Annotated in this window: 23 protein-coding genes and 3 pseudogenes; 11 read left to right on the top strand and 15 right to left on the bottom strand. The window is 67.6% G+C overall.

Annotated elements, in window-relative coordinates:
* Positions 1 to 332: pseudogene (locus ACFWVC_RS11665) on the bottom strand (hypothetical protein); the annotation flags it as partial.
* 20 nt (positions 333 to 352) lie between these two features.
* On the opposite strand from ACFWVC_RS11665, the gene ACFWVC_RS11660 reads away from it, so the two are divergent.
* The gene (locus tag ACFWVC_RS11660; protein WP_384282512.1) at positions 353 to 1,366 is read left to right on the top strand and encodes an SRPBCC family protein; all 1,014 of its coding nucleotides are present in this window, start codon (positions 353 to 355) and stop codon (positions 1,364 to 1,366) included.
* Between the two features lie 68 nt (positions 1,367 to 1,434).
* On the opposite strand, the gene ACFWVC_RS11655 is transcribed toward ACFWVC_RS11660, so the two are convergent.
* A complete protein-coding gene (locus ACFWVC_RS11655; protein WP_384282510.1) occupies positions 1,435 to 1,998 on the bottom strand; it encodes a TspO/MBR family protein in 564 nt (187 codons plus the stop codon).
* A 688-nt stretch (positions 1,999 to 2,686) separates the two neighbouring features.
* On the opposite strand from ACFWVC_RS11655, the pseudogene ACFWVC_RS11650 reads away from it, so the two are divergent.
* Together ACFWVC_RS11650 and ACFWVC_RS11645 are read left to right on the top strand one after the other, a co-directional pair.
* Positions 2,687 to 3,264: pseudogene (locus ACFWVC_RS11650) on the top strand (hypothetical protein).
* Positions 3,265 to 3,508: 244 nt separating this feature from the next.
* Complete coding sequence (locus ACFWVC_RS11645) at positions 3,509 to 4,489, top strand: YihY/virulence factor BrkB family protein (RefSeq protein ID WP_384282542.1); 981 nt, start codon at positions 3,509 to 3,511, stop codon at positions 4,487 to 4,489.
* A 1,338-nt stretch (positions 4,490 to 5,827) separates the two neighbouring features.
* Here ACFWVC_RS11645 and ACFWVC_RS11640 read toward each other — a convergent pair.
* The 3 genes from ACFWVC_RS11640 to ACFWVC_RS11630 all read right to left on the bottom strand — a co-directional run bounded on the left by ACFWVC_RS11640 (position 5,828) and on the right by ACFWVC_RS11630 (position 7,609).
* Entirely contained in the window at positions 5,828 to 6,619 is a 792-nt protein-coding gene (locus tag ACFWVC_RS11640) for an RNA polymerase sigma factor SigF (protein ID WP_384282508.1), read from the bottom strand.
* A 199-nt stretch (positions 6,620 to 6,818) separates the two neighbouring features.
* Positions 6,819 to 7,250, bottom strand: a complete 432-nt coding sequence (locus ACFWVC_RS11635) for a response regulator (protein ID WP_384282505.1) — start codon at positions 7,248 to 7,250, stop codon at positions 6,819 to 6,821.
* On the bottom strand, positions 7,247 to 7,609 hold the full coding sequence (locus ACFWVC_RS11630) for a hypothetical protein (protein ID WP_384282500.1): 363 nt from the start codon (positions 7,607 to 7,609) through the stop codon (positions 7,247 to 7,249). The genes ACFWVC_RS11635 and ACFWVC_RS11630 overlap by 4 nt, the downstream gene beginning before the upstream one ends.
* A gap of 115 nt (positions 7,610 to 7,724) precedes the next feature.
* Between ACFWVC_RS11630 and ACFWVC_RS11625 the strand changes: the two genes are divergently transcribed.
* A complete protein-coding gene (locus ACFWVC_RS11625) occupies positions 7,725 to 9,302 on the top strand; it encodes an ATP-binding protein (protein WP_384282493.1) in 1,578 nt (525 codons plus the stop codon).
* Positions 9,303 to 9,772: 470 nt separating this feature from the next.
* Here the strand turns inward: ACFWVC_RS11625 and ACFWVC_RS11620 are convergent, their stop codons facing one another.
* Complete coding sequence (locus tag ACFWVC_RS11620; protein WP_384273308.1) at positions 9,773 to 9,943, bottom strand: DUF5670 family protein; 171 nt, start codon at positions 9,941 to 9,943, stop codon at positions 9,773 to 9,775.
* A gap of 244 nt (positions 9,944 to 10,187) precedes the next feature.
* Here ACFWVC_RS11620 and ACFWVC_RS11615 point away from each other — a divergent pair, with 244 nt between their 5' ends.
* Positions 10,188 to 10,373, top strand: coding sequence for a CsbD family protein (locus ACFWVC_RS11615; protein WP_384282490.1), 186 nt, complete (start codon positions 10,188 to 10,190; stop codon positions 10,371 to 10,373).
* A 447-nt stretch (positions 10,374 to 10,820) separates the two neighbouring features.
* Here the strand turns inward: ACFWVC_RS11615 and ACFWVC_RS11610 are convergent, their stop codons facing one another.
* Complete coding sequence (locus ACFWVC_RS11610; RefSeq protein WP_384282483.1) at positions 10,821 to 11,063, bottom strand: hypothetical protein; 243 nt, start codon at positions 11,061 to 11,063, stop codon at positions 10,821 to 10,823.
* A gap of 1,107 nt (positions 11,064 to 12,170) precedes the next feature.
* Here ACFWVC_RS11610 and ACFWVC_RS11605 point away from each other — a divergent pair.
* Entirely contained in the window at positions 12,171 to 12,662 is a 492-nt protein-coding gene (locus ACFWVC_RS11605) for an SPW repeat protein (RefSeq protein ID WP_384282473.1), read from the top strand.
* A 324-nt stretch (positions 12,663 to 12,986) separates the two neighbouring features.
* On the opposite strand, the gene ACFWVC_RS11600 is transcribed toward ACFWVC_RS11605, so the two are convergent.
* Entirely contained in the window at positions 12,987 to 13,682 is a 696-nt protein-coding gene (locus tag ACFWVC_RS11600; RefSeq protein ID WP_384282470.1) for an HSP18 transcriptional regulator, read from the bottom strand.
* A gap of 105 nt (positions 13,683 to 13,787) precedes the next feature.
* Between ACFWVC_RS11600 and ACFWVC_RS11595 the strand changes: the two genes are divergently transcribed.
* The 3 genes from ACFWVC_RS11595 (at position 13,788) to ACFWVC_RS11585 (ending at position 15,238) form a co-directional block, all read left to right on the top strand.
* The gene (locus ACFWVC_RS11595; protein WP_384282467.1) at positions 13,788 to 14,222 is read left to right on the top strand and encodes an Hsp20/alpha crystallin family protein; all 435 of its coding nucleotides are present in this window, start codon (positions 13,788 to 13,790) and stop codon (positions 14,220 to 14,222) included.
* Between the two features lie 113 nt (positions 14,223 to 14,335).
* Complete coding sequence (locus ACFWVC_RS11590) at positions 14,336 to 14,725, top strand: DUF2267 domain-containing protein (RefSeq protein ID WP_384282463.1); 390 nt, start codon at positions 14,336 to 14,338, stop codon at positions 14,723 to 14,725.
* Between the two features lie 78 nt (positions 14,726 to 14,803).
* Positions 14,804 to 15,238, top strand: coding sequence for a DUF2267 domain-containing protein (locus ACFWVC_RS11585; RefSeq protein WP_384282457.1), 435 nt, complete (start codon positions 14,804 to 14,806; stop codon positions 15,236 to 15,238).
* 83 nt (positions 15,239 to 15,321) lie between these two features.
* Here ACFWVC_RS11585 and ACFWVC_RS11580 read toward each other — a convergent pair whose 3' ends face one another.
* From ACFWVC_RS11580 to ACFWVC_RS11555, 6 genes and pseudogenes are all read right to left on the bottom strand, one after another.
* A complete protein-coding gene (locus ACFWVC_RS11580; RefSeq protein ID WP_384282450.1) occupies positions 15,322 to 15,696 on the bottom strand; it encodes a hypothetical protein in 375 nt (124 codons plus the stop codon).
* Positions 15,693 to 17,420, bottom strand: a complete 1,728-nt coding sequence (gene ctaD / locus ACFWVC_RS11575; RefSeq protein ID WP_384282446.1) for a cytochrome c oxidase subunit I — start codon at positions 17,418 to 17,420, stop codon at positions 15,693 to 15,695. Before ctaD ends, ACFWVC_RS11580 begins: the two co-directional genes overlap by 4 nt.
* 337 nt (positions 17,421 to 17,757) lie before the next feature.
* Positions 17,758 to 18,342, bottom strand: a complete 585-nt coding sequence (locus ACFWVC_RS11570) for a hemerythrin domain-containing protein (RefSeq protein ID WP_384282441.1) — start codon at positions 18,340 to 18,342, stop codon at positions 17,758 to 17,760.
* Positions 18,343 to 18,415: 73 nt separating this feature from the next.
* A pseudogene (locus ACFWVC_RS11565) lies at positions 18,416 to 18,787 on the bottom strand (hypothetical protein); the annotation flags it as partial.
* Positions 18,788 to 19,365: 578 nt separating this feature from the next.
* Positions 19,366 to 19,893 (bottom strand): hypothetical protein, encoded by a 528-nt coding sequence (locus tag ACFWVC_RS11560; RefSeq protein ID WP_384282436.1) that lies wholly within the window; start codon positions 19,891 to 19,893, stop codon positions 19,366 to 19,368.
* A 239-nt stretch (positions 19,894 to 20,132) separates the two neighbouring features.
* The gene (locus ACFWVC_RS11555; protein WP_384282432.1) at positions 20,133 to 20,606 is read right to left on the bottom strand and encodes a hemerythrin domain-containing protein; all 474 of its coding nucleotides are present in this window, start codon (positions 20,604 to 20,606) and stop codon (positions 20,133 to 20,135) included.
* A 1,999-nt stretch (positions 20,607 to 22,605) separates the two neighbouring features.
* Between ACFWVC_RS11555 and ACFWVC_RS11550 the strand changes: the two genes are divergently transcribed.
* Both ACFWVC_RS11550 and ACFWVC_RS11545 read left to right on the top strand, forming a co-directional pair.
* Positions 22,606 to 22,923: a MerR family transcriptional regulator gene (locus ACFWVC_RS11550; RefSeq protein ID WP_384282428.1), complete on the top strand. Its 318-nt coding sequence runs from the start codon at positions 22,606 to 22,608 to the stop codon at positions 22,921 to 22,923.
* A 62-nt stretch (positions 22,924 to 22,985) separates the two neighbouring features.
* The gene (locus ACFWVC_RS11545) at positions 22,986 to 23,795 is read left to right on the top strand and encodes a hemolysin III family protein (protein WP_384282425.1); all 810 of its coding nucleotides are present in this window, start codon (positions 22,986 to 22,988) and stop codon (positions 23,793 to 23,795) included.
* A gap of 792 nt (positions 23,796 to 24,587) precedes the next feature.
* On the opposite strand, the gene ACFWVC_RS11540 is transcribed toward ACFWVC_RS11545, so the two are convergent.
* Positions 24,588 to 25,223 (bottom strand): Ku protein, encoded by a 636-nt coding sequence (locus tag ACFWVC_RS11540; RefSeq protein WP_384282418.1) that lies wholly within the window; start codon positions 25,221 to 25,223, stop codon positions 24,588 to 24,590.
* Positions 25,224 to 25,338 lie beyond the last annotated feature (115 nt).

Raw genomic sequence — 25,338 nt, 5'->3', positions numbered from 1 at the left:
GCGAGGAAGGAGGCGCCCGCCAAGAAGGCACCGGCTAAGAGGGCGCCGTCTGTGAAGAAGACCGCAGCGAGGAAGGAGGCGCCCGCCAAGAAGGCACCGGCTAAGAGGGCGCCGTCTGTGAAGAAGACCGCAGCGAGGAAGGAGGCGCCCGCCAAGAAGGCGCCCGCGAAGAAGGCGCCGTCTGTGAAGAAGACCGCAGCGAGGAAGGAGGCACCCGCCAAGAAGGCGCCCGCGAAGAAGGCGCCCGCGGCGAGGAAGTCCTCGGCACCGCCGAAGAAGGCACCTGCGAAGAAGTCCGCAGCTAAGAAGACGGCGGCGAAGAAGACGTCCACAGGGCGGCGGAGGTAGACCCATGGCCGACACAGCACGTGACACCAAAGGCGAGCAGGGTTCGGGACTCGACCAATTGCGGGGTGCGTTCAAGGACTTCGTCGGAGCCCAAGTGGGGAACCTGGCGGACAAGGCCGGCGAAAAACTGGGCGACATCACCAGCGGACTGACCGGTATGGCGGAGAACGGCGGTGTGCTCCCCAAGGCCGGTCTGCGGATGCTGCAAGGCGATTCACCGATCAAGGCTCTGATCGGCGAGAAGGCGAAGAGCGTCAAGGACAACGTGGTCGGCAAGGTCAAGGAGGCATTCGGCGGAGGCGGCAAGGGCCGCGGGTCCGGCACCACCAAGGTCATGAACATCATCGAAGTACTGGACGTAGGCGTACCGATACGCGACGCCTACGACTACTGGACCCAGTTCGAGAAGTTCAGCGGCTTCACCAAGGGCGTCCGCAGTGTCTCGAAGGGCAAGGAGGCCGACAGCGACTGGAAGGTGAAGGTCGGCCCCTCCACTCGCGGCTGGAAGGCCACGGTTCAGGAACAGATCCCGGACGACCGCATCGTGTGGACCTCGGAGGGAGCCAAGGGCACCACGCGCGGCTGCGTGAGCTTCCATGAACTGACGCCTACGCTGACGCGCATCGTCCTGGTCGTTGAGTACTACCCCTCCGGGTTCTTCGAGAAGACCGGCAACATCTGGCGCGTTCAAGGGCGCCGTCTGCGGTTGGACTTCAAGCATTTCCAGCGCTACGTCACCCTGACCGACGAGGAACCGGAGGGCTGGCGCGGCGAGATCCGCGAGGCTGAAGTGGTCCGCACCCATGAGGAAGCCTTGGAGGAAGAGGAACAGGCCGCTAACGAAGAGGAGGAAGAAGACACCCCCGCTGACGACGAATACGCAGACGAGGAAGGCGAGGAGGAAGACGCGGAGAAGGAATTCCCAGAGGACGAGGAAGAGGAATACGACGAGGACGAGGACGGAGATGAGGAATACGGCGAAGAGGAAGATGAAGAGGGCGATGAGGAGACCCGGTGATCGCCGATCCGCATCACGCGATGCGGATAGCGCGTGACAGCGCTGCCGCGGCCCCCGGTGGCGATTGGTCAGGTGCGGAGATCGGCCCTGGCAATCTTGGCGTTGAGGGCTGTGGCAAACCAGCACCATGCGGCGTACGGCAGGAGCGCGGCAGCGGCAAGCCGGTCTGTGCGGGACGTCGTGCGAATAAGTTGAAGGTTGCTGGCATCCAGCAGCAGCGTGCCGACCAAGCCCGCACCTGGGCTGCGGGCTGCGAAGAAGGCCCAGCTCCAGGCTGTGTTCAGCGACAAGTTCACCGTCAGCGCGGCGGCTAGTTGAGTACGTTCTGCTTCGTCAGCCTGGTTCCAGGCATGCCCCGCGGACCACGCGATGCTCGCGTACAGGGGCGCCCAGATGGCAGCGAACGCCCAAGACGGCGGCTGCCACCGCGGAGTGGCCAGCCCTCGATACCAGGCGCTGTCAGCGTCGACCGCAGCAGCGCCCAGTGCGGCAGCGGTAGCTACCACCATCGCGGCACCGGCGTAGGACTTCCACCGTCCAAGGAGCCCGGAGACCGCCTTCCCCCGCAGTCGGCCACCGCGCCCCTGGGACTCCATCTGCCGTCGCCCGCTGCGTTCGCTGATCAGCCTCACACCCACAATCCTTCCCCGTTTAGCCATGACGACAGATCGGTGGGTGCGCCCTGGCTATTGGACATGCACAACCAGGGTCCGCCCCTGATGCGCCTGGAACGGAGAATAGGTACGCACCCCAATCAATCCGCCACTCGAGGAGATCGCCACCGCGTGCCGTCGATGGGCCAGCGTCTTCGCCCCTGACAGTGGACAGCTCCCAGGACAGCCGATCGGCGCCGCACGCGTTCACGCCCCAAACGAGTGCGAGACGGCCCTTAGCCGCCCGACATGGCCAGGTGACCGCCGATGCTCACCCAGGACATGCCTTGTGATCGCCTCCGGGGGAGTGGGATTCGCCCGCTGTGACAAGTCCGCGGGCGCAGAGCTCCTGGATGACAAGCAACAGGAGGTTGTCCTCCTCGACAGCGGGCTCCGGTGAGGCCGCGGTCTCTGTGGGTCTGGCAGTCGGACCGGAGGTGCTGCGCGCCCGAGGTAGCAAGCGGGCCGCCGGTGCTGAGAGTTGTGAGTGCATCGGCTGCGATATCGGCGTTGACGGGCCCGTCCTGAATGCGGCAACCGAGCGACTTGGAGCGGGAGTCCGTTGGCCCGTTCACACCTGTGAGGTGGCAGGGGGCACAGCCAGGGGTGACCGTGGGTGAAAGCTCGGCAGGCTGTGCCGACGTGTCCGCCGTTGAGGAGCTGACTGATAAGTGAATGCAATACCGTGCTGCGCAGCATGCACGACCAGGGGCTGGCCGCGTGGTTCGATGGATCCTGATGGGCGCGGTCGGAGCTCGCTCTGAGGGCGGGACGCGGCTGTCCACCACCCGGATCGCCGCTTCCGGCTGGTCGAAGTGGGGCCCGGTTAACGCCTCGGCACTCGGCACCCACCTGATCGGCAGTAGTGGCCTGCTCGCCGCCAACGCCGCACGGGTCGTGGCCCAGCAGGGCGTAGCCGCCTCGACCCTGGCCGAGACCGTCCTGACCGGCGCAGCACTGGCGGCCACGGCCTACAGCCGCCTCCTGGGCAAAAAAACTGGAACTCGCCTCCGACCGCCCCGACCGGAGAAGGCGGCCAAGCATCCCATCGAAGCCGACAAGGCACAGCGTCATCTGGCCGTCATGCAATGGGCAGTACCGGCTCTGACGGGCGGGCTGCTGATCCTCAACGCCGTACACAACGAACAGCAACGCCCCTCGCAGCAGGTCCAGGGCATGTGGCACAGGGCCCGATCGCTCGCCCCTTACATGCCTGCGGTTCCGGACTGGCACCTGACGCACTGATGGAACGATGAGCCCTGCCGCCTCGTAGACAGCGCCGTTAGCGCCGTTAGCGCCGCTAGCGCCGCTTTGGCGTGATGGCACGCCTGGCCTCGCGGTCCCTCTTCGGTTGCACGATCACGTCAACGAATAATGCGGTTTTGATCCCTTCGTAGTGGTTAGCCGAAGTCTGAAGGCTGCGCCGGCCGACGAGAGGAGGCGCAAGGAAGCCCCGATCTGCTGCGCCGGGTACCTGCCCACCAAGGCGGTGACTACATTGAGACAGCAGCCGAGCGACGACCGTGAACCGGCGGCCTACGGCATCGATCGCCGGCCGGCGGAGAAGCCGACCGATCTGCCCAAAAAGTCCTGGCGAACGGTGCTCCGGAGCACCGTGAAGGAATTCAAGGCGGACAACCTCACGGACTGGGCCGCAGCACTGACCTACTACGGCGTACTGGCCATCTTCCCCGCGCTCCTCGCCCTGGTGTCGATTCTGGGCCTGCTCGGGAGCTCCAGCATCAAGCCGCTCATGGACAACGTGGCCACGATGGCGCCGGGCCCGGCCCGCGACACCCTGAACAGCATGCTGACTCAGCTCCAGAGCAGCCAGGGCAAGGCAGGACTCGCTTTGATCGTCGGCATCGTGATCGCCGTGTGGTCCGCTTCGGGATACGTCGCCGCTTTCATGCGGGCCGCCAACGCCGTCTACGACATCGGTGAAGGGCGGCCAGTCTGGAAGACCGTGCCCACCAGAGTGGCCATCACCCTGGTGGTCATCGTGATCCTGGCCGCGATGGCGATCGGAGTGGTCTTCACCGGATCGCTCGCTCGCAAGGCCGGCCAAATCCTGGGACTGGGCGACACAGCCGTCACCGCCTGGAACATCGGCAAGTGGCCCGTTCTGCTGATCTTGTTCATGCTGGTGCTCGCCCTGCTGTACTGGGCCGCCCCGAACGTCAAGCGGGGCTTCCGGTGGGTCAGCCCCGGCAGCATCCTCGCCGTCGCGATCTGGATCATCGCCTCCGCCCTGTTTGGCCTGTACGTGGCCAACTTCTCCAGCTACAACAAGACCTACGGAAGCCTGGCCGCGATCATCATCTTCCTCATCTGGCTGTGGATCTCGAACATCGCCATCCTCCTCGGCCTCGAATTCAACGCGGAACTGGAACGAGCCCGCGCCATCGAAGCCGGTCACCCAGCTGACGAAGAGCCCTACGCCGAGCCACGCGACACGCGCAAACTCTGAGACGCAGGCGGCCTGGCTCCCCACCCAGTGACTTGCGGCGGGGAAGGGGCGACACCGCTGGGGGGGGGCACGCTCAGCGTGACGATGCGGAGGTTGAGGTCGACGTCGTCCACGCCGTACCGCCGAACGTGGCGTGCCGCACGTTGTCGCAGTGCACAGGGGCCGCCCGGCATCGCCCTCTTCGCGGGCCACCACCGATGTCCTCGCGGCATCGTTGGAGGAGTATGGAGGACACCGCAGCCTTGCCCGAGCCACTCACGGCCGGCCGCGCTTTTCAGCTTGACGGAATCCAGGTCAGCGGCGACCCGCCGATCTACCGTGCCGTGCTGCGTCAGTGGATCGACGAGGGCAAGGCAGTTCCGCGTCCCAGACGCGCCATCTCAGCTGCTCAAGCCACACCCGACGCGGAGAGGTCCTCCGCGGCCCGCAGCTGAGACGCCGCGTCTGGACAAGGCCCGCGTGCGAGAGATCCGCCTGCTGGAGCGGTGTACGCGGCAAGCGGTCTTCGACGGCCTGCACTGACGTCGGTGGACGGGGTGCGCCGTCATTGCCGACTCGATGGGGTGGAGGCCTGCGTCTCGCTCAACATCTTGACGGGCCGGCCACAGGAATCGTTCACCGACAGGACCGCCCGCCCAGCCGGGGGCCCATCGCTGGCCAAAGCCACCGCATACCGGCCGGGCGAACTCAGCACACACTAGGCCCCGACGAGGCCAGCATCCCTTACCGACACCTGGGCAACCTCGAGCTGATCGAAGGCGCGTCCTGAAGCCGCGAGCCCCACCCGCGTCGCCAACCGCACACGGTCCGCCAGGACGGCACCGAGGCTGTTCCCCACCTCGACTCGTTCTGACCCCTAGACGTCGCCGAATGGGCGGCACTGGAAGGGACCGCCGTTGACCGCGCGCCGTTCCGCGTCATGAGCTCGTTGTGAGCTATCCTCCGACATGGTCCGATATCCGCACTGGGGCTATGGCGTCCGGTGGAACAACACGGCCTGGTGCGGCAGGTTGTTACGCGGCTCCGCCCCTTCCTCCAGGGGTGGGGCCGCGTCCATCACCTACCGGACCTCCGCCTACTGTCCCGCCTGCAACGAAGCGGTTACCCACTGCGGTCGGCTCAAGGAAGCTCGCAGGCCAGAATTAAGGCCCCGTCGCAAGAGCTCCGTCCCCGGCGATCAGCCGGTCAGGCCACCAGTTCGACAGACGCCGAGCACCTCCGACCTGTTGAGGGCCACACCGCACGTGTCGGCACCAGCCACTACGCACGTGCGCGCTGCAGTACCGAGCGGTAAGTGCTGCTGCCTCAAATGACTCGCTGGTCCAAGGGCCCGGCAGCCTAGGGAAGGGCCAGGGCCTGGGTACGCAGACGGGTCAGGATCCGGGTCAGGAGGCGGGAGACCTGCATCTGGGAGACTCCCAGCTGTTCGCCGATCTGCGCCTGGGTCATGTCCTGGCCGAAGCGGAGTGAGAGGATCAGCCGTTCCCGTTCCGACAACTGCCGGATCAGGGGTTTGACCGCCTCGAGGTCCTCGATCTTCGCGAAGGCGTTGTCGTCGTAGCCCAGCCTGTCCGCCCAGCCGGTTCCGCCGTCGCTCTCGTCGGTGGCCGGGGCGTCCAGGGAGGCGGCGGAGTAGGCGTTGGCGGCCGTCATGGCCTCCACGACCTCCTCCTCGCTGATCTCGAGCCGGGCCGCGAGTTCGGTCATCGTGGGCGCGCGGTCCAGCTCTGCGGCCATGGTGTCGGTGGCCTTGGCCAGGTCCACGCGCAGTTCCTGCAGCCGCCGGGGGACGTGGACCGACCAGCTGGTGTCGCGGAAGAACCGCTTCATCTCGCCCACGATGGTCGGGAGGGCGAAGGTCACGAACTCCACCCCGTAGTCGGGGTCGAACCGGTCGACGGCCTTGATCAGACCGATCGTGCCGACCTGCAGGATGTCCTCCATCTGATCCGCGCGCTGGGAGAAGCGGCGGGCCGCGAAATGGACCAGCGCCGTGTTCATCTCGATCAGCGTGCTGCGGACGTACTGGTAGTCGGCAGTGCCCTCCTCCAGCGTCTGCAGTCGCGCGAACATCACCTTGGAGACCTGCCGGACTTCCAAGGGCGTCATCGCGCCGGACACCTCCGGCATCGCCTGCGAAGTGACGGATACCTGTGCTGCTTCGACAGCTTCGTCGGCAACTACCTGCATCTCAGCAACCTCCGCACTAAGTAGTGTCTTCACGCCTCTGGGGCGTTGCCCGGCTACCCCGGTTGACGCCCGGTATTCGGATTCTTTCTCGACCGCAGAGTCCGCGCCACATCGGGCCCGAAGCCTGACTGCCGGGGTGCTACTGCCGGGGGAGTTTGGTGACGGTGTCGAGGTAGAAGGCGTCGATGCTCTGCACGGCGCGTTCGAAGTCGTCCAGGTTGACGGGCTTGGTGACGTAGGCGTTCGCGTGCTGCTGGTAGGCGCCGGTGACGTCGTCGGGGGCGGAGGACGTGGTGAGGACCACCACCGGGATGGTCTGCAGCAATTCATCACTCTTGATGACGGCCAGCAGCTCGCGGCCGTTCATGCGCGGCATGTTCAGGTCCAGCACGATCAGGTGCGGCCGCGGGTTGGCCGGATCACGAAGGTAGTCCAGGGCCGCCATGCCGTCCTCGACCTGCGTGATGTTGCGGGTGCCGCATGCGGTGAGGGCATCCTCGATGAGCATGGCGTCAGCGGCGTCGTCCTCGACCATCAGGACGTCGTAGGCGCGAGCGGGGGCGATCATCATCGAGATCTCCGGGTACCTGGAGGGGCGTGGGGGGAGTGGTCTTGGGTGATCAGTCCCGGCCATCGGCGGCGGGCACCCTGCCGGGTCATGTTGGACGCCCTGCCGATCTGCGGATAGCCGGCACCGGCGTCGGCCGCCTCGTGCGCGGCGGTCTCTTCCAGGCGCTCGATGGCCTGCCGGAGGTGGATCAGCATGTGCAAGTGGGCCAGGGCCTCGGCCTGGGCGGGCGAGTGCTCGCCGCCGGGCAGGCGCTGGAAGGCACGACCGACGAGTTCACCGACGAGGTCGTCGACCGCGCCGGCGGTGAGCGCGGCGATCTCCTCCTCGCTCATCCGCAGGGAGAAGTGGATGCCAGGCATACGGACACTGTAGGCGCTCACCCGTCAGCGTGACAACAAGAGTTGTCGAAGGCGGGCTAGAGTGTCCCCGCCGCCTGCCCGTACGGGCGACCGCCGACACCCCAGGAGCACCGTGATGACCGAGCAGGACACCACTTGCCGCGGTGGCAGGCCGGGTGGCTGGACGACGCGGCGCTGGCTGCTGGTGGGCGTGAGCGTGGCGCTTGTGGTGCTGGTGGTCCTCGGTGCGTTCGGGCTGTGGGCGATGAACCGTGCCACCTCGATCACCCGGGATCTGGTCGATACCCGCTCTCCGTCCCTGACCAACTCGATACGTCTGGAAACCGCCCTGGTCAACCAGGAGACCGGCATCCGTGGCTATGGCCTGACCGGGCAGAGGGAGTTCCTCCAGCCCTACCGGCAGGGCCTGGCCGATCAGAAGACGGCAGTGGACCGCCTGCGAGAGCTGCTGGCCCACAACCCGCAGCGCCGCTCGGACCTGGAGAGCGTCGTGGCCCGCTCGCAAGAGTGGCAGCGGCGCTTCGCCGGCCCGATCGCGACCGCCCCGGCCGGCGCCCCGGTACCGGTGGCCAGCGAGCGCGCCACGGAAGGCAAAGCCGCATTCGACCGGCTGCGCGCAGCGATGACCGCACAGCAGGACCATCTGCGCGACGACCGCACCACGGCAGTGCGCGATCTTGCCCGGGCCGAGGACTTGCGCGACCGGGTACTGATGGCGATCGCGGTTGTGATCGCGCTCCTGGCCGTGCTGATCTTCGAAGGACTGCGCCGTGGCATCACCGGCCCCCTCTCACGACTCGGCGCCGACGCCCGTACCGTCACCCGCGGCAATTCCGGCCGCCCCATCACCGCGACCGGCCCGGCCGACCTGCGCGGCCTCGGCGCGGATCTGGAATCCATGCGCCGACGACTGGCCGATGAGATCGCATCCAGCGAGCAGGCCCGGCACCAATTGGATGCGCAGGCCGCCGACCTGAAGCGCTCCAACATCGAACTGGAGCAGTTCGCCTACGTGGCCTCCCACGACCTGCAGGAACCGCTACGGAAAGTCGCCAGCTTCACGCAACTCCTCCAGCGCCGCTACGCCGGCCAGATCGACGACCGCGCCGACCAGTACATCGCCTTCGCGGCCGACGGGGCCACCCGCATGCAGTTCCTCATCAACGACCTGCTGGCCTTCTCCCGGGTCGGCCGGCTGCACAGCGAGTACCAGCCCGCCGATCTCAACGCGGTCGTCGACCAGGCACTGGACAACCTCAGCGTGGCCATCGAAGAATCCGGCGCCACGATCACCCGCGATCAACTGCCCGAACTGACCGGAGATATAACGCAACTGGGCATGCTCTGGCAGAACCTGATCTCCAACGCCGTAAAATTCCGCCACCCCGACCGCGCCCCCGCGATCCACATCGGAGCCACACCCGAGGGCGACCAGTGGCGCTTCACCGTCACCGACAACGGCATCGGCATTGACCCGGAGTTCGCCGATCACATCTTCGTGATCTTCCACCGCCTCCACACCAAGGACACTTACCCAGGCAGCGGTATCGGCCTCGCCCTGTGCAAGAAGGTCGTCGAGTTCCACGGCGGCACCATCACCCTCGATCCCACCCACACAGCCGGCACCCGCATCACCTTCACCCTCCCCACCACCCCACCCGCCGACGACCCGATTAGCAGCACCAGCGTTTGACCTCGCCCCACTCGATGTGGGCCGGCACTAGTGAGCGTCGGCCGTCGCCGTAGGCTGGTGTTGTCCGTCCGGCCGGATCAGACCCGCCAGGGCCGATTAAGGCCGGGCGGGCTCGGGACAGGCTTAACCGCTTGGCGTCCGGCGGCGAATGGACCACGGCGCGGCTGGCCCAGATGACCGCAGCCTGGTGGAGGCGCATCGTGGAAGTGCGGCCCCACTCGCGTGCCGGGTCTCTACACCCTTCGCAGCGGGGCCGCGGAGAGCGTCCGTCCGGCTGTTCGTGTGTATCGCCCACGAGCCCGGGCACAGCCGGGCGGGCCCGGTCCTCACTCCGGAGGCTGTGTCCTGCGCGCGGTCCTGCAACCGCGGATGGGTGCGTACGGACGTGGATGGGGCCCGGCCTTCCCCGGCCGGGCCCCACTCATGGGTGCGCCGCCATGCGCGGCCCTGACACCGCTGTCGTGGTGCGTCTACCAGCGGTACCAGCGGCCCTTGCGGCCACCGCTACCGGCGGGCCGCACGAAGAATCCGACCAGCCACACCACGAGAACGATCACCGCGATCCACCACAGCGCCTTCAGCGCGAAGCCCGCGCCGAACAGGATCAGGGCCAAAAGAAGTACCAGAAGCAGGGGAACCATCGTTATCAACCTCCTGGACACCACGTGCCCCCGAGCCAGACCGGCACGCACGCGAAGATCATGTTTCTTTCAACCGGACACGGACACTCGCGCATCCGTGAATGCCCCGACCCCCGCGGCCCATGCGGGCCCATACCGGGAAATCACAGTGCCGTCGCCCGGTCCCCCCGACATGTTTGCCGCGCCTTCCAGCGGCCAGACGAACCCACAGCAGGCGACCTCAACGCCCGGGAAGGTGAGCAGCATGACTGCCAACGAGAAGGCCAAGGCGAAGACCGAACAGGCCGTCGGAAAGGCCAAGGAGACCACTGGCGAGGCCGTGGGCAACGAGCGGCTGACCGCCAAGGGCCGCGCCGAACAGGCCAAGGGCGACGCCCGTGAGGCCAAGGAGAAGCTCAAGGACGTCGGCCACGACATCACCCATCCCTGAACCCTCCGGCACTCCCACCTTCATATGCGTGTTGGGGCCACCCCGCTACGGGGTGGCCCCAACACGCATATCGAACGCCGCGGGGCCGTCCAGCTCCCGCACTGAAGGGAAACCGCCGCACGGCTGGCGCACCGCACTGCCGGGCCGGGTAGTTGGCGGGGGTGAGGCCCATGAACGGCCTGCACTGGCTCCGGACCTGTCGCACACCGACTGCAGGCCGCGATCTGGTGTGGGTGGTCGAGGGCGGCTGTCAATTCCGACCAGGCTCGTCGGGCGGGCTACCTCGGTGTCCGTACGTTCTCGGCGACCTTGGCTGCGGCAACGCTGGTGCGCGAGCGGTTAGGGGTTCGTCGTGTCTGGGACGACGACCACGGTGGGAGCGTGGCGCGTAGCAGCCATGCCAGCGCGACCTGGGCTGGCGTAACGCCGAGGCGCTACGCCGGGCCACTAGTCGACACGCGGGGCGGGCCCCGCAGCTTCGTGACGGCGGGCCAGCCCCCAACTGCACTCCACAGGTTTGGTTCCGGATATAAGCCGGAACAGCGTGGGGTGCAGTTCGCGAAGCGCGAGGGGCCTCGCCATGATGATCAAGAAGATGTGCGACACGGGCATCCGCAGCGGCTGCGCGACCGCGGTGGTCACCAGCCTGAGGTAAAGCAGGGTGAACAGCACCACGGCACGCTGCAGCAAGCCGGCATCCGACAGACAAAGACGAGTTGCCGCCTGCAGGTGAAGCGGGTCCGCCCCCGGTGGAGGAGGGGGCGGACCTCGTCCCCTTGACACCCCGGCCCCAGGCCCCAGGCCCAGCGGGCGACCCCGCTAATCGGGCAAGGACAGCGGGGCCGCGCTTCCATCCTGCGCTCGATCCCGTGCCGCAGCACTCGGAGCGTATGGACGTCGATGAACCGCTAATGATCGTCTCCCCACCGATCGACGACTGCTCGGCACTTTCAACAAAGACCGCATCCGCATCGCCTGTGCCGCCCGCCGCCTGACCGCCCCAGCGACCCCACTCCGGCCCCTCCTCCCTCACGCCAATCGCGTGGTGGCGAGCGTGAGCGTGGCATGCGCCCTGGAGGGCACCACGGAACGGTGAGCTCAGCAAAGACTCGACCCCCGTCGCGGCCGTGCGGCGGGGGTCGACTCACGGTGGAGGCTCCGCCTGGGGGTTGAGCGGAGGCCTCTACTTCCACACAATCTGATGCCGCTCTTGGAGGCGCGCACGCCGGGCGCAGCCGATTGCGTGAGGGCGGCGGCCCAACCCTGAGGGGGCTGTGGTTCCGCTGGGCTGGACCGCATCACCAGGATGCGGCCACCTCCGGCAGTCGGTCACGGGTGACGGCGACAGAGCCTGCCGCTACGCGGCAACAGGGGCTCTGTCATGGCTGGCGTCCGAAGGGAGCCCAGCGTGCCTGCCGCTCCCCACCCTGCCCACCACGTCAGCAGGCGCCTGTCGATCGCCGCCTCTCGGGTGACGGCGTCCGGCGCAGTCCTGAACGGAGACCCGGGACTACGCCGGACTGCTTGTCGCGCGGCCGCGCCGGAAACAGAAGCGCGGCTGCGACGAGTGAAGCCCCTCTTCCAGAATGCGCCTCAAATCCGCCGGGGTCAGCTTCGCCACCTGGAATTTGTCGCAGGGCCGCCGTGGACCACCCACTGCGTGGACTACCTCCGTACGCGTCACGGCGGCATCGGACACGATGGCGAGCCAGCCTAAACGCAGGGTGACCAGACTCGGGTGCGTGAGTGCGGGTAGGCGGACAGGTGGAATGACCGAAATTACAGGAGATGGTCCGTATGTCTCGCACACAGCCCGGCATCGAGCAGCACCCGGATCTGCTGGAGCTTCGCGCCGATTACGAGCGTGCGACCGCGACCAATCGCGGTCAAGCAGTGGAAGCGATGGGCCTGCTCATAGGTACCTACCTGGCTGCTTCACCGTGGATCGCGGGCTTCAACGCGATATTCGGCTTCAACACGCTGTCGACGATCGCCGTCAACAACCTCATCGCCGGCATCGCGTACGCACTGCTCATGGGCGGCGTGGGACGAGGCTTCGAGCGCACTCACTCCAAGGCCTGGGCGGCGGCCGTCATCGCCCTGTGGACGATCATCTCGCCCTGGGTTGTCGCGGGTGATGTCAGCAACTGGCGCACCATCACCAACAACGTGATCGTCGGTGTGATCGGCCTGGTGGTCGCACTCGCAGCGGCAACTACGCGTCCCGGCAGTACTCGCACGAAGGGGCACCCGATGTCGGACACCCCTGGAGGAATGAAGCGCGGCTGACACAGGCCTGTCGGCGGATCGGCACCGCAGGCCTGCCGGATGGCGCCCAGGCACGCGCTGTGGATCCTCGCCGCGGATAAGGCCAGGTGTCATCACGCTCCGTCAAGTCGATCGTCGGATTCCGCGCAAGCCCGGGCAACGCCGATATGGCAGGCCCAGCTTCGGGGACCGCCTTCCGATGCCCCACCGGCTGCTCACAGCGCCTGGATCACTGGTGCCTGTGGGCAGCCGATCGGCAGCCTGCTGCGTTGTCCGGAGTTGCAGCGAGCGCAGTCGAGGGAAGGCAGCCGCGGCTTGGGCATTGGCCCCGACGCTGGCTTCGGACTAGTTCCCGTGGCGCTGCTGGTGGCTGCTTTTACGTAGCCGGGCGGTCTGGCCGGTGAGGCTGGCGAGGATGGCGGCGAGCTCGGGATGGGCTGTCTCCAGGTGGGGATGTACGGCGGCGAGCGGGTCCACTAGGGCTGCCGCGTCGTCGTAGGCCAAGGCTCGGTCCACGGCTGAGACAGCGGGGTGTGCCGATTCGGGGAGGTCGGTCAGGGCGGTCACTCGTGCTGCGAGCCGACGGAGATCTGCGGCATTGTCACGTGCCCAGACGATGACTGAGCGATCGGCGGCCCGGCGGTCGCGGGTGGCCTTGACCCGCTGCTCCCCTGTGGTGCCGGCCGCTCCCGGCCGTAGGCGCAGATAGCGGCGTTCGGCCGCCTGCCGGCTCGCGACGCCGAGCGGCTCGGCCAGGTCGGCCCAGCTCGCACCAGCGGCGCGGGCGGTCTCGATCAGGCCGCTTTCCCAGCGGGCGAGTTGCTCGCGCACCTCACGCAGAAGGATGAGTGAGGCCAGTGCCTCCCGCGGCCCCTCGTCGGGGGTGGGTTGTGCCGCGGTGTCGTCGGCGGTGCGGGCGACGCGAAGGGCCTCCTCGATGGTGGCCAGGGCGGTCGCGGCGGCGGGGAGAGGAACGGCTCGGTCGCCGGGCGTTCGGGCAGGCGGGTCGGTCGCCAACGAAGGGGCTCCCTTGCTCGTCATCCTTTCGACGACGTCTTTTTTGTCATCGCTTGGATGACATGCTACAACGGAAGGCAGGTGAAGCGCATTGGCAGCTACTGCCCGAACGCTTGGAGGTGTTTCACGATGTTGATGCGCACCGACCCCTTCCGTGAACTGGACCGTCTGGCCCAGCAGATGCTGGGAGCGACCGGCACCTGGTCCAGGCCCACAGCCATGCCCATGGACGCTTACCGCGACGGCGACCAGTACGTGATCGTCTTCGACCTGCCCGGCATCTCGCCTGAGGCGATCGACATCGACGTGGAACGGAACATGCTCACCGTCAAGGCCGAGCGACGGCCCACAGCCAACGCCGAGAACGTGCAGATGGAGCTGTCCGAGCGGCCGCTGGGTGTCTTCTCCCGACAGCTGGTGCTCGCCGACACCCTCGACACCGAGCACATCCAGGCCGACTACGACGCCGGCGTTCTCACGCTGCGCATCCCCGTCGCGGAACGGGCCAAGCCCCGCAAGATCTCCATCACCTCGTCCGGCGACCGCAAGCAGATCAGCGGCTGATCCCGGAACCGGACGCAACCCCGCACCACACCGGCAGCGGAGGACGGGCGGCCATTCCTGCGCCATCCCGGCCCGTCCTCCGCGCCAGACAGCAAGGGGGCAGACCCGTGGTCATGCGATCCGAAGCGTTCCTGGCGCGGGTCCAGGAACGTGGTGAGTACTCCACACCGCAGGAGGCGGACCGGGCGGCCCGCGTGGTCCTGGCCCTACTGGGCGCGCACGTAGTCGGCGAGGAACGTGCCGAGCTCGCCGCACGGCTCCCGGAGACATACGCGCTCATCCTGCTCAACCCCATGCAGGCCACCGAACCACTGGACGCGGAGCGGTTCGTGCGGGCCACCGCCGCCTGGATCGAGGGCGCCACTGACCAGACCGCACGGTGGGACGTGGGCGCGGTGCTCAGCGTGGCCGCCGAGGAGGCCGGACCAGACCTTCTGCGACGGCTCCTGCTGCAACTGCCACCCGGCTACGACCTGCTGTTCGGCCACCTTGAACCCGGCTGACCCCGGTAGGCAAGAGCGAACGCCTTCCTCCCCTCCCTCCCATCACATCCAGTGCACAGAAGAGAAAGGGCACCCGCGATGTCCCAGCAGCCCCAGGCAGCGCGCCCTGCAGCGGCGATGTCGTTCGAGCACATGGTCGAGCACGTGCGGTATGAGGGCGCCTACGCCACGAGCGAACGGGCCGAGCAGGCCGTACGCGACGTTCTCGCCGCCCTCGGCCGGCAGCTCACCGGCGAAGAACGCGTCGCCCTGGCCGCCCGGCTTCCCCTCGAGGCCGCCCTTGAGCTCACCGCCCAGATCACCGCCACCACCCCCCGGACCGGCTTCGGCTTCGTCAGCGACCTGGCCAAACGCACCGGCGGCACCCCGGCCACAGCACGCTGGGATGCCGGCACCGTCTTCACCGTCATCGCCCAACTTGCCGGGGACGACCTTGTCACCCGCATCCTGAACCAGCTGCCCAACGGCTACGCACTACTGTTCGGCCGCGCCGAACTCACACTCTCTGCCTGACCCCGCACACCGCGGCCTGACCCGAACTCGGCAGCCGGAAGTCGGCACCAGGCCCGCAGGCTCCGGGCCGCCCCACGGATGCGTCAGTCTCCGGCAAGCAGGTACACAACCGGCACGGGAATGCAGACGGCCGCAGTGACGAGCACGACTGCCACGACGGCGCAGAGCCGGTTACGCAGTGCGTTGTAGCGCCGGTCGTATTCAGCGTTCAATTCGGTCCCGCGCCGCGAGATGCGGGTCAGCATTTTGCGAGCTAGGTCGAGGCGTTCGGCGATATAGAGCCGGACAACTTCGTCCCGCTGGGCGGTGGTCAGCCATGGCATGCGGTCGGCGAAGGCTGAAGCCGCGGCCTGGGCGTCGCCGATCTCGGCGTGCCACGACAGAAAATTTTCGCATTGCGCAATGCCCTCAGCGGCGGCCGGATCGCCGCCAGCGCTGCGAAGATCGCGCCCGGTCACGTCTGGCCGTCCTCGCCAAGGGGCTTCGCGATTCCCTTGCCGGGTTCGATGACGTCGCGGCGGCCGGCGTTGAGCTCCTGGTCCATAGCGGCGATGTCGGGGTGGTGCAGGTCGAAGGCGGGTGATTCGGAGCGGATCTTCGGCAGGGTCAGGAAGTTGTGCCGTGGCGGGGGGCAGGAGGTGGCCCATTCCAGGGATCGTCCGTAGCCCCAGGGGTCGTCGACCTCGACCGGCTTGCCGTAGCGGGCGGACTTCCACACGTTGTAGACGAACGGCAGCGTGGACAGGCCCAGCAAGAAGGCGCCGAGCGAGGAGATGGTGTTCAAGGTGGTGAAGCCGTCGGCTGCCAGGTAGTCCGCGTAGCGGCGGGGCATACCGTTCGCGCCGAGCCAGTGCTGGACCAGGAAGGTGGTGTGGAAGCCGATGAACAGCGTCCAGAAGTGGATCTTGCCGAGGCGTTCGTCCAGCATCCTGCCGGTGAACTTCGGCCACCAGAAATGGAACCCGGCGAACATGGCGAACACCACGGTGCCGAAGACGACGTAGTGGAAGTGGGCGACCACGAAGTAGGAGTCGGTGACGTGGAAGTCAAGCGGTGGCGAGGCCAGGATGACGCCGGTCAGGCCGCCGAACAGGAACGTGACCAGGAACCCGAGCGCCCACAGCATGGGCGTTTCAAAGCTCAGGTTCCCCTTCCACATGGTGCCGATCCAGTTGAAGAACTTCACCCCGGTCGGCACCGCGATCAGGTAGGTAAAGAAGGCGAAGAACGGCAGCAGGACCGCGCCGGTGGCGAACATGTGGTGCGCCCAGACCGTCGCCGACAAGCCCGCAATCGAGATGGTCGCGGCGATCAGGCTCACGTAGCCGAAGACGGGCTTGCGGGCGAAGACCGGGATGACCTCGGTGATGATGCCGAAGAACGGCAGCGCGATGATGTACACCTCCGGGTGGCCGAAGAACCAGAACAGGTGCTGCCACAGCAGCGGTCCGCCATTTTCCGGGTCGAAGACGTGAGCGCCGAACTTACGGTCCGCGTACAGGGCCAGCAGGGAGGCGGCCAGCACCGGGAACGCGAACAGCACCAGCACGGAGGTCAGCAGGATATTCCAGGTGAAGATCGGCATCCGGAACATGGTCATGCCGGGGCAGCGCATGCAGATGACGGTCGTCACGAAGTTGACCGCGCCCAAGATGGTGCCGAAGCCGGACATCGCCAGGCCCAGTACCCACATGTTGCCCCCCGCGTAGGGGGTGCGTTCGCCACTCGACAGCGGGGCGTAGGCGGTCCAGCCGAAGTCGGCGGCGCCCTGGGTGGTGAGGAAGCCGGCCACGGCGATCAGTGACCCGAACAGGAACAGCCAGTACGACAGCATGTTCAGCCGGGGGAACGCGACATCGGGTGAACCGATCTGCAGGGGCATGATCGCGTTCGCGAACCCGGCGAACAGCGGCGTGGCGAACATCAGCAGCATCATCGTGCCGTGCATGGTGAACGACTGGTTGTACTGCTCGTTCGACATGATCTGCGTACCCGGGCGGGCCAGCTCCGCCCGCATCAACAGCGCCAGAACCCCGCCGAACAGGAAGAACCCGAACGCGCTGCCCAGATAGAGCGACCCGATCTTCTTGTGGTCGGTCGTCGTCAGCCAGTCGACGATCACCGCCCCAGGCCTGGGCCGGACGGATCCCGCCGCCTGAGTCGGCTCCACCTGTACCGCCATAGCCACTCCTCACCTGTTTGGCCTACACCGACGGGCACCCTCCGCTGGAGCATCAAAGTGCATCAAGCCCGCCGCTTCAGGTGGTGCAGGCGCATCACGACACTCCTTGGTAACGGCCCGTTCCTCTCGCACCGGGGATTACGCCGCCGGTGGGCGCGGTTATCAGGAGCCCGCGTATGTCCTGACACGGAATCGGGCGACGGGCAGCGAGAAGCGATCCTGAAAACATCGGCGCAGCTGACCTGCACCCTGAGGCCATTCCGAACGACGCGCTCAATTGGTCCGCTTCCGATCCTGCGAAGTGGCTCGCTGCGTGGAACGTTGTGTCGCGCCCGGCTCAGGTGTCGCGGTCCATGGCTTTGCGGATCGTCTCGCGGGTGCGGTCCATCAGCGCCGCTACCGGTCCAGCGGCAATGTTCTTGGTGGCGCTCTCCACCCCCGGGTGCGGGTGCGTGGGTGCCATCTTCTCGGCGGCCTTGACGGCTTTGGCCATCGCTGCGAGCCGCTGCGGGCTGGTGGTGCGCCGCAGCTGGGCGAATTCGTACCGTTCCTCGGCCCTGGCGTGCTTGAGCACGTCGTCGCGCAGAGCCAGCAGGATGGGCATGAACTTCGGATCGTCGGTGTCCATCTCGTCAAGAGAGCTAAGTGTTTCCTTGGCAGCCCTCTCCTCCTCCAGCCGGTCCTGGACCACCTGGTCCCCGCCGTCGAAGGCGATGCGTGCCGCGGGGTGGACCACTTCTTCTTCGGCGGTCTCGTGCACGGCCAGCAGCCGTACCAGCTTCTGGAACGCCTCCCGTCGCGCGTCCCCTTGGCTGGTGCGAACTTCGTCGAACAAGTTGTGAATGTCGCCGTGCTGGCGCGTCAACAACGCGACTACGTCATCGCCGGCTACCGGGTCGCCGGTCCGGGCTTCCTGGGTCACGAGGGTCTCCTCTCACTGAATCCGTCAAGGCGACACTGCCGCCGTCCACGAGGCGCGGCCGGGACCAGCGGGACTATCGCTGGGGGTCGACCGGGTGCGGGCCTTCGGTTTCCTCGCGGTAATCCCGGCCGAACATCTCCTCGTGCTGCACCATCACCCGCTCGCTGGGAGGCGCCTCGCCCTCGTGGAGACGCTCTTGCATCTCCTCGAACCGCTCGTGCGCCTCACGTACGTAGCCGGTGCCCAAGGTCGTCAAGTCCATCTGCGTGGCCAGCAGCTCCCGCAGGTAGGCTTTGTTCGGCTCGAAGGTCAGCACATTGGGCAAGGCGGGGGCCAAGACTTCTTCCGGTTCGCGGCCGTCGTGGCGGCGCATCAGATCGCATGCCAGGCGCAAATGCTCCAGTTCCATGTTCAGGTGCAGCTCCCAAATGGCCTTCACCTTGGGGTAATGCAGGCTGACCCAGCCGGGTGGCCGTCGCGGAGCCACTTCGCAGTGCAAGTGAGCCGAACCTGCGCGTCCGGTCTTCCACCGATATCGAACCCATATGGCCGATTTGATGGAGTCATGGCGGGCGAAAGATCGCGTCAGCGCCCAGGCTCGATATGTAGCAGAACGGACTCCGCAACCCCCCGGGTGGAGTCGAGCTACCGCTGGCCCCCGCTGCGGCGAAGCGGCGGGGGCCGCCATGCCCGACCCAGAGCATGACGGCCCCGTCTGTCGGCATGGCAGCGCTCCCGGCGTAGCGAAGACGTGAGAAGGGGGCCGGCCCGCGGGTAGTCGTGGCCGACGGGCGCTGCTCGAGCCCCGGAGACCGTCGCCGTTAGCATCCGCCACGACGGATCCGGGCGCCCGCGGAACACCGGTTGGCTCTCGTCCGCGGGACTGCCGCACACACGCCGCGCCGCTAGACCCGTTCGTCGCGGCTGATCTCGGGATCGCGTCCGAGCCGTCCATGAACAAAAACCAAGATCTTCACGTGGCCGCCTTGGTCGGGTTACAGGTGCTGCCTGCGGCCCGAACTGTCACGCCGCGTCGCGTTGGCCCAGCTCGAGGCGCTGCCGCAGTGCTACCTCATGCAGAGCGGCAAGGGGCGTTAAGAGGTCGGGATGACGCAGCAGGGCCGTTGCCTGCTGATCATGGTCGTCGGGGCTGGTCAGTCGGCGGAAGTCGAAGACCAGTCCCGCCGCATGCTCGCATCCCGCCACTGCTGCCACGGCATGCTCGGCCACGGCAGGAGCAATGAGCAGACAGGCCGCCCAGCTGGCCACCACTTCATCGACCCAGGTCCGCCATGCGCGGTCTGCCGACTCGCGACCCGGCGCATCGGCTCCTACCAACCAGTCGAGCCTGCCCGAGCCGCCTGGTCCGGCCAATGTGACCCAAGCAGCGTCCGTGCCGGTCGGGTACCGCAGCCACGCGGCAACCGTCACCGCCTGGCGGGCCTGGGTCTGTGCCAGCGAAGCCGCCCATGCGCCGCCGGTATGCGGCGGGTAAGAACGCAGGAGCCATTGGGCGGTGGCTGCTATTACCGGGGAGAGATCCGCATTCATCCCGCAGCTCCTGCTCCATTCGACGGAGACCGCCCCGTCACCGGCGGCGACGCGAATCTACCTGGAGTAGAAAACGGGCAAAATGACCCACGTCACAGCTGCTGGTACAGCGAGAGGATCCGCCCGTCCGGAAGGACAGCTGGCGCCCTTCACGGGGGACCCCAACCCCGGCTGGCCGGTCCTCCTCCCCAAGCGGTCAGGTCAGCCCGAGGTGGAGGGGTCTGGAGCGACGTGGTCTCCTACTCCTTCGCGGAAGGCACTGCCAGCGGATCGCGCGGCGCGTCTGCCTTCGCCTTGTGCATCTGCTCGCCCAGCTCGGTCAGCAGGTTACGGCCCATGGCCTTGCGTACCTCCGGGAACCAGTCCTGCTCTTCCTCCTCGACGTGGTGGCGAACGTTCTCCATCAGGACGGTCATCTTCGCCTTGAAGCGTTCGTCCTTGGGATCCATGTCCTTCAGCTCCGACAGCATCCACACCACGGCATGGTGTTCCTCGACGCTCTCCAGCACGTGATCGCTGGTGTCAGGCGCCGCCTCCCGGGCGGCCGGGTAGAAGATCTTCTCCTCGATCCAGGCATGAACCGTAAGCTCGCCGATCACCTCATCGACGATCGCGCGCTGCTCCTCGTAGGCGTCATCATCAGCCTTCTCGAAACGCTTGAACAGCTTCTCGACCGTCTTATGGTCGTCCCGAAGCAGCACAATGCCGTCCACGGAGCCTCCCTCGTCCTGTGAGATGGCGGCCACCGCTCGCCGGCGCCGCTCACTCCGCCTACCCCCAAAGGCGCATTCAAGGGACGGCACCCGTCGGAAGGCACCCGAACAGGCGGCCCGGCAGAGGCGTAGATCCATCGCCATCTCACCTCGAGCAAGGACACACTGACCGGCTGCGTTCACGACCCCGGTCGCGCGCGTAGGGGAACGCAGCTTCCAGAGCTGCTCGGACGATCACCCGAGCCAGCACCACGCGACGCGCGCACATCCATTGGAGTGACCGCAGTCCTCACGTCGACGCGCCACACCCTCACCCGGCCGGCAGTCGGCTTCAGTGAGGAATGCGCACCGTGTCAGTCGCTTGCCGGGGCGCTCCGCAGGACCCCGCCAGGCCGTCACAACCCAGGCGGGGTCCTACGCAATCACCGCCCACGGCTCGTGCTGTGATTGCCGCCGGCGGGCGGTGAGGACGGCTTCCCCTCGCCGCCACCGGACCGATACTCGGCACCCGTTCTTGAATCGAGAGCTTGATCTCGATCTCGGAGGCGCCACGCCGGGCGCCGCCGATGGTGTAAAAGCGACCTCGCGCTGAGGGAGCTCCGGTTCCGCTGGACGCGACTGCACCCCACCAGGATGTGGATACCTCCGACAGCAAGCCTCAGCAGACAGCGACAGAGCCCCTGCCACTGCCCGGCGACTGGGGGCTCTGTCATGACCGGCGACGGGAGGGGGCCCAGTCTTTGCGTGCCGCTCCCACCCTGCCCAGCCTTGCTGCTAGGCGCCCGTCGATTGCCGCCTCTCGGGTGAAGGTGTCCGGCGCAGCCCTATGCGGAGACCCGGGACTGCGCCGGACCGCTTCTCCGCGCGGCTCCGCCCGAGGCGGAAACGCGGCTGGGGCGAACGGGTCCGCGCTTCCAGATGCGCCTCCATCCGGCCGGGGTCATCGAGGCCGGGAAGGCGGCCGTGATCGTGTGCCTGCCGGCGGAGGCCGGGGGCCGCCGCGTCTCATCGACGGCACTATCCTCGGCGTGGCCCACAGCCCGACTGATCTGCCGGAGTTCCTGCGCCGCGCAGGCCTCGACCTGGACACCGTGGACCTGGCGGCTGGTCCGGCATCACCGTCCATCGGTTCCCCCTGCGCTGCTACAGCCCCGGTCGCTGCCTGCGGTGCACCCGTTTGCAGACGACGGACGCCCCGCCGGGGGCCGACGCCTTGCGGCTCGTCCACGTCGCCGTCGAGGTCGATTACCTCACCGTCCAGCGTCCAAAAATCTATGCTGGCCGAAGTAGACATTGGGCGGTGGCGTGGCTATGGTTTCTCTCGTAGCCCAGAGAGACAGCAGAGCCTGGCAGAGACGACCTGCCGGGCAGCAGTACAGCTAGTTGTGGTGCGCAGGACGGTGCGGTGGTGGAGTTCCGGAGCCAGAGCGGTTGCAGGACGGCGACGGGACTGGCGGCCGGACCGGGTGGCCCGCAGTGATCAGGGGCCACCGTGAGCAGGACCTGTAAGTGCAGGTGCAGTACCCAGCAGTGAAGTCAGTGAGCAGTACCTCGGTGAAGGCGTCGGCTGCGGACGCGCGCACCGGGAGGTTCGGCAGTGGGGTTCTAAGCCAGAGCAGACGCAGGACGGGCGACGGGGCTGGCTGCCGGAAAGTGGCGGTGCGGCAGGTCACTGAGCAGTTCGCATCACCAGCAGTACGCAGGAGAGCAGTACCCGCAGTAGGTAAGAGATCGATTCCAGAGGGAAGAACGGAGGAGCAAAGCGCCATCAGGATCGCCCGGGCGGACGTCGTGAGCCCGGGTACCGCAGGACATCGATAGTGAGGTGGTCTCCGGTCACGCATCCGCGATCCCCGCACCCCCGACTGCATTCCGGTCGGGTGGACGGAAACAGTAGGCCGGCGCAGTAGCAGGGCCGGCAGATGGTGTAGCAGTTCCTTCGGGGCCCTGGTGCCATACGGCACCAGGGCCCCTCAGCGCGGTTTCACAGAGAGGTGCAATGACAGCAGACGACTCGTTCGGCCGTCTCGACGACGACGACTACCCCGCCTACACCATGGGACGGGCTGCCGAGATGCTCGGCACCACGCAGGGCTTCCTCCGTGCCATCGGCGAAGCCCGCCTGATCACCCCGCTCCGCTCCGAGGGCGGACATCGCCGCTACTCCCGCTACCAGTTGCGCATCGCCGCCCGCGCCCGGGAACTCGTCGACCACGGGACCCCCATCGAGGCCGCCTGCCGCATCATCGTGCTCGAAGACCAGCTCGAAGAAGCCCAGCGCATCAACGCCGAATACCGTCGCGCGGCCGACATCTGACCCCGCAGTCCGGGGCAACGTGCGGGCCGCGCATTCCTCCGCCGACTCCAGAAGACGAGCACATGATCGCCGAAGAGACTCAGCCGCCGGCACATGGGCGGGAGGCCCAGCCGCGCCCCAGCACCGGCGCCACGCCCGACGCCCTGCGTACTCCCGCACCTGATGGGCCTGTTGGCGCACCCGGTCGGCTGACTGCCGGGCAGAGCGCCGCCGGCCTGGAAGGCGGGGTGGAGCGCGCGGCGGCTGCGCTGAAGCCGAGGATGCGCGGCTGGCTGCACGCCGGCGTGTTCCCCCTCGCGCTGGTCGGCGGCATCGTCCTGATCGCCGTTTCGCGCTCGGCCGCGGCAATTGCGGCCTGCTCGGTGTACGCGCTGTCGGCCTGCCTGCTGTTCGGCACCAGCGCGGTCTACCACCGCGGAACGTGGGGTCCCCGTGGGGAGGCGGTCCTACGCCGGCTTGACCACGCGAACATCTTCCTGATCATCGCCGGCACGTACACCCCGCTGGCGGTACTGCTGCTGCCCGCGGGCCGACAGCTGGTGCTGCTGGCCGTGGTGTGGGCAGGTGCCCTGGCCGGCATCGCCTTCCGCATGCTGTGGATCGGGGCTCCCCGGTGGCTGTACACCCCCTGCTACCTCGTCTTGGGCTGGGTTGCCGTCTTCTACCTGCCCGACTTCGCGCGCACCGGCGGCACCGCGGTGGTCGAGCTCGTCATGGGCGGCGGCCTGCTCTACACCGCGGGCGCCGTCGTGTACGGACTCAAGCGCCCCGACCCCTCACCGGCCTGGTTCGGCTTCCACGAGGTCTTCCACGCCTTCACCATCGCCGCCTTCACCGCGCACTACACAGCCATCATCCTGGCAGCCACATGACTGCGTTCGACACATGCCGAAGCGCAGGACTAACTAGTTGGGCGAGCCCCAGCCGGTCCGGGAGAGGCTGGTGAGCGAGGCAGGCCCGAGGTCCCGTGGTGCAATGCAAGAGTGACCTGCACCCCACCAGGATGCGGCCACCTCCGACAGCGACAGAGCCCCCTGCCGCTGCCCGGCGACATGGGGCTCTGTCATGGCCGGCGATGGGGGCCCAGTCTTTGCCTGCCGCTCCCACCCTGCCCAGCCTCGCTGCCAGGCGCCCGTCGTTTGCCGCCTCTCGGGTGAAGGTGTCCGGCGCAGCCCTGTGCGGAGACCCGGGACTGCGCCGGACCGCTTATCCGCGCGGCCCCGCCCGAGGCGGAAACGCAGCTGGGGCGGACGGGTCCGCACTTCCAGAATGCGCCTCCATTCGGCCAGGGTCATCGAGGCCAGGAATGCCACGTGCTCGTGTGCCCGCCGACGGAGACCGGGGACCGCCGCGGGCGGCAGGCTGCGGCTGCTCGGATGCTGTGCTCACGATCAGCCCCTTGGTGTTACGCCCGTTCGGCTTCGGACTTGCCTCGCCGCTACGTCGGTCCGCACGCCCTACGTGACGACCCGTGCTCGCGCTCTGGGGTACGTGGCCCCCGCTCTGTTCACCACATCCCCCCGGCGGCCGTTCCGCATAACCTGCGGACAGCGAGCACCTAACTCGCTCTCAACTAGCGCGCGCCTCCAGGACCTCGTGCCGTATCGCCGAAGGTCCTTGGGGCGCCGCCCTGTCGCGGAACGGGATCCACGCAGGTCTCGCACTCACCGTCTGCCCGCCGCCTGGATGCTGGCCTCCAAGGCCGCGATCAGGTCGACGGCCGGGACCGGCTCGGCCGGCTCTTCCACGGTGCCGCCGGTCATCTTCGCGACGACCAACTGTTCCAAGGCGTGCGCGTACTCGTCATGCAGATCGGCGATGTCCACCCCGGCCAGCTGCTCCATCAGCATCTCGGCGAGCTGCAGTTCGCGCTCGGTCACCGGCGCAGCCGACGACAGGTCGTCCGGTTCGCGGATCTCCTCGGGCCACAGCAGCGTGTGGAGCACGGGCATCCCCCGCCGTGGCCGCAACACGGCCAGCCTCTCGCACGTCCTCAGCGTGACCTTGGCGACGGCGACCGTGCCGCGCCTGGCCAGGGCCTCAACCAGCGGCGCGTAAGGGCGTTGCGCCGCGTCTCCGCTCGCCCCGACCCAGTACGGCTTCGCGTAGAGCACGGGGTCGACGTCGGCCTCGCCGACGCAGCCCAGCACGTCAACGGTGCGCTTCGTCGGCAGGAGCCAGGCGGCCAGATCCTCATTGAGGAGCACCACCATCCGGCCGCTCCCAGCCCCCGAGCGATCTCCGACTGCGGAACCGGAGAGCCAAGCGCCGATCGCCGCGTCGAGGGCGTCGCCGTCCACGCGCTGCAGGACCCGGCGTATGGCCGCTTCCGATGGGCGAGGGATCGATGGGCTCGCGGCGGGTGCCGCCGAGAGCCGTGAGTGCAGCTAAGAGGGCATCGGCGGCCCACTCCGC

The sequence above is a fragment of the Streptomyces sp. NPDC058691 genome, assembly GCF_042714775.1.
Classification (GTDB): domain Bacteria; phylum Actinomycetota; class Actinomycetes; order Streptomycetales; family Streptomycetaceae; genus Actinacidiphila.
This window is presented reverse-complemented; position numbering and strand designations above follow the sequence as displayed.

Bases quoted from the DNA above. Each gene is read 5' to 3' on its own strand.
- ACFWVC_RS11605 (WP_384282473.1), top strand. From the start codon at position 12,171: ATGTCTCGCACACAGCCCGGCATCGAGCAGCACCCGGATCTGCTGGAG.
- ACFWVC_RS11545 (WP_384282425.1), top strand. From the start codon at position 22,986: ATGATCGCCGAAGAGACTCAGCCGCCGGCACATGGGCGGGAGGCCCAG.
- ACFWVC_RS11615 (WP_384282490.1), top strand. From the start codon at position 10,188: ATGACTGCCAACGAGAAGGCCAAGGCGAAGACCGAACAGGCCGTCGGA.
- ACFWVC_RS11635 (WP_384282505.1), bottom strand. From the start codon at position 7,250: ATGATGATCGCCCCCGCTCGCGCCTACGACGTCCTGATGGTCGAGGAC.
- ACFWVC_RS11590 (WP_384282463.1), top strand. From the start codon at position 14,336: ATGCGATCCGAAGCGTTCCTGGCGCGGGTCCAGGAACGTGGTGAGTAC.
- ACFWVC_RS11625 (WP_384282493.1), top strand. From the start codon at position 7,725: ATGACCGAGCAGGACACCACTTGCCGCGGTGGCAGGCCGGGTGGCTGG.
- ACFWVC_RS11660 (WP_384282512.1), top strand. From the start codon at position 353: ATGGCCGACACAGCACGTGACACCAAAGGCGAGCAGGGTTCGGGACTC.
- ACFWVC_RS11595 (WP_384282467.1), top strand. From the start codon at position 13,788: ATGTTGATGCGCACCGACCCCTTCCGTGAACTGGACCGTCTGGCCCAG.
- ACFWVC_RS11630 (WP_384282500.1), bottom strand. From the start codon at position 7,609: ATGCCTGGCATCCACTTCTCCCTGCGGATGAGCGAGGAGGAGATCGCC.
- ctaD (WP_384282446.1), bottom strand. From the start codon at position 17,420: ATGGCGGTACAGGTGGAGCCGACTCAGGCGGCGGGATCCGTCCGGCCC.
- ACFWVC_RS11585 (WP_384282457.1), top strand. From the start codon at position 14,804: ATGTCCCAGCAGCCCCAGGCAGCGCGCCCTGCAGCGGCGATGTCGTTC.
- ACFWVC_RS11620 (WP_384273308.1), bottom strand. From the start codon at position 9,943: ATGGTTCCCCTGCTTCTGGTACTTCTTTTGGCCCTGATCCTGTTCGGC.
- ACFWVC_RS11600 (WP_384282470.1), bottom strand. From the start codon at position 13,682: ATGACGAGCAAGGGAGCCCCTTCGTTGGCGACCGACCCGCCTGCCCGA.
- ACFWVC_RS11640 (WP_384282508.1), bottom strand. From the start codon at position 6,619: ATGCCGGAGGTGTCCGGCGCGATGACGCCCTTGGAAGTCCGGCAGGTC.
- ACFWVC_RS11550 (WP_384282428.1), top strand. From the start codon at position 22,606: ATGACAGCAGACGACTCGTTCGGCCGTCTCGACGACGACGACTACCCC.
- ACFWVC_RS11560 (WP_384282436.1), bottom strand. From the start codon at position 19,893: ATGAATGCGGATCTCTCCCCGGTAATAGCAGCCACCGCCCAATGGCTC.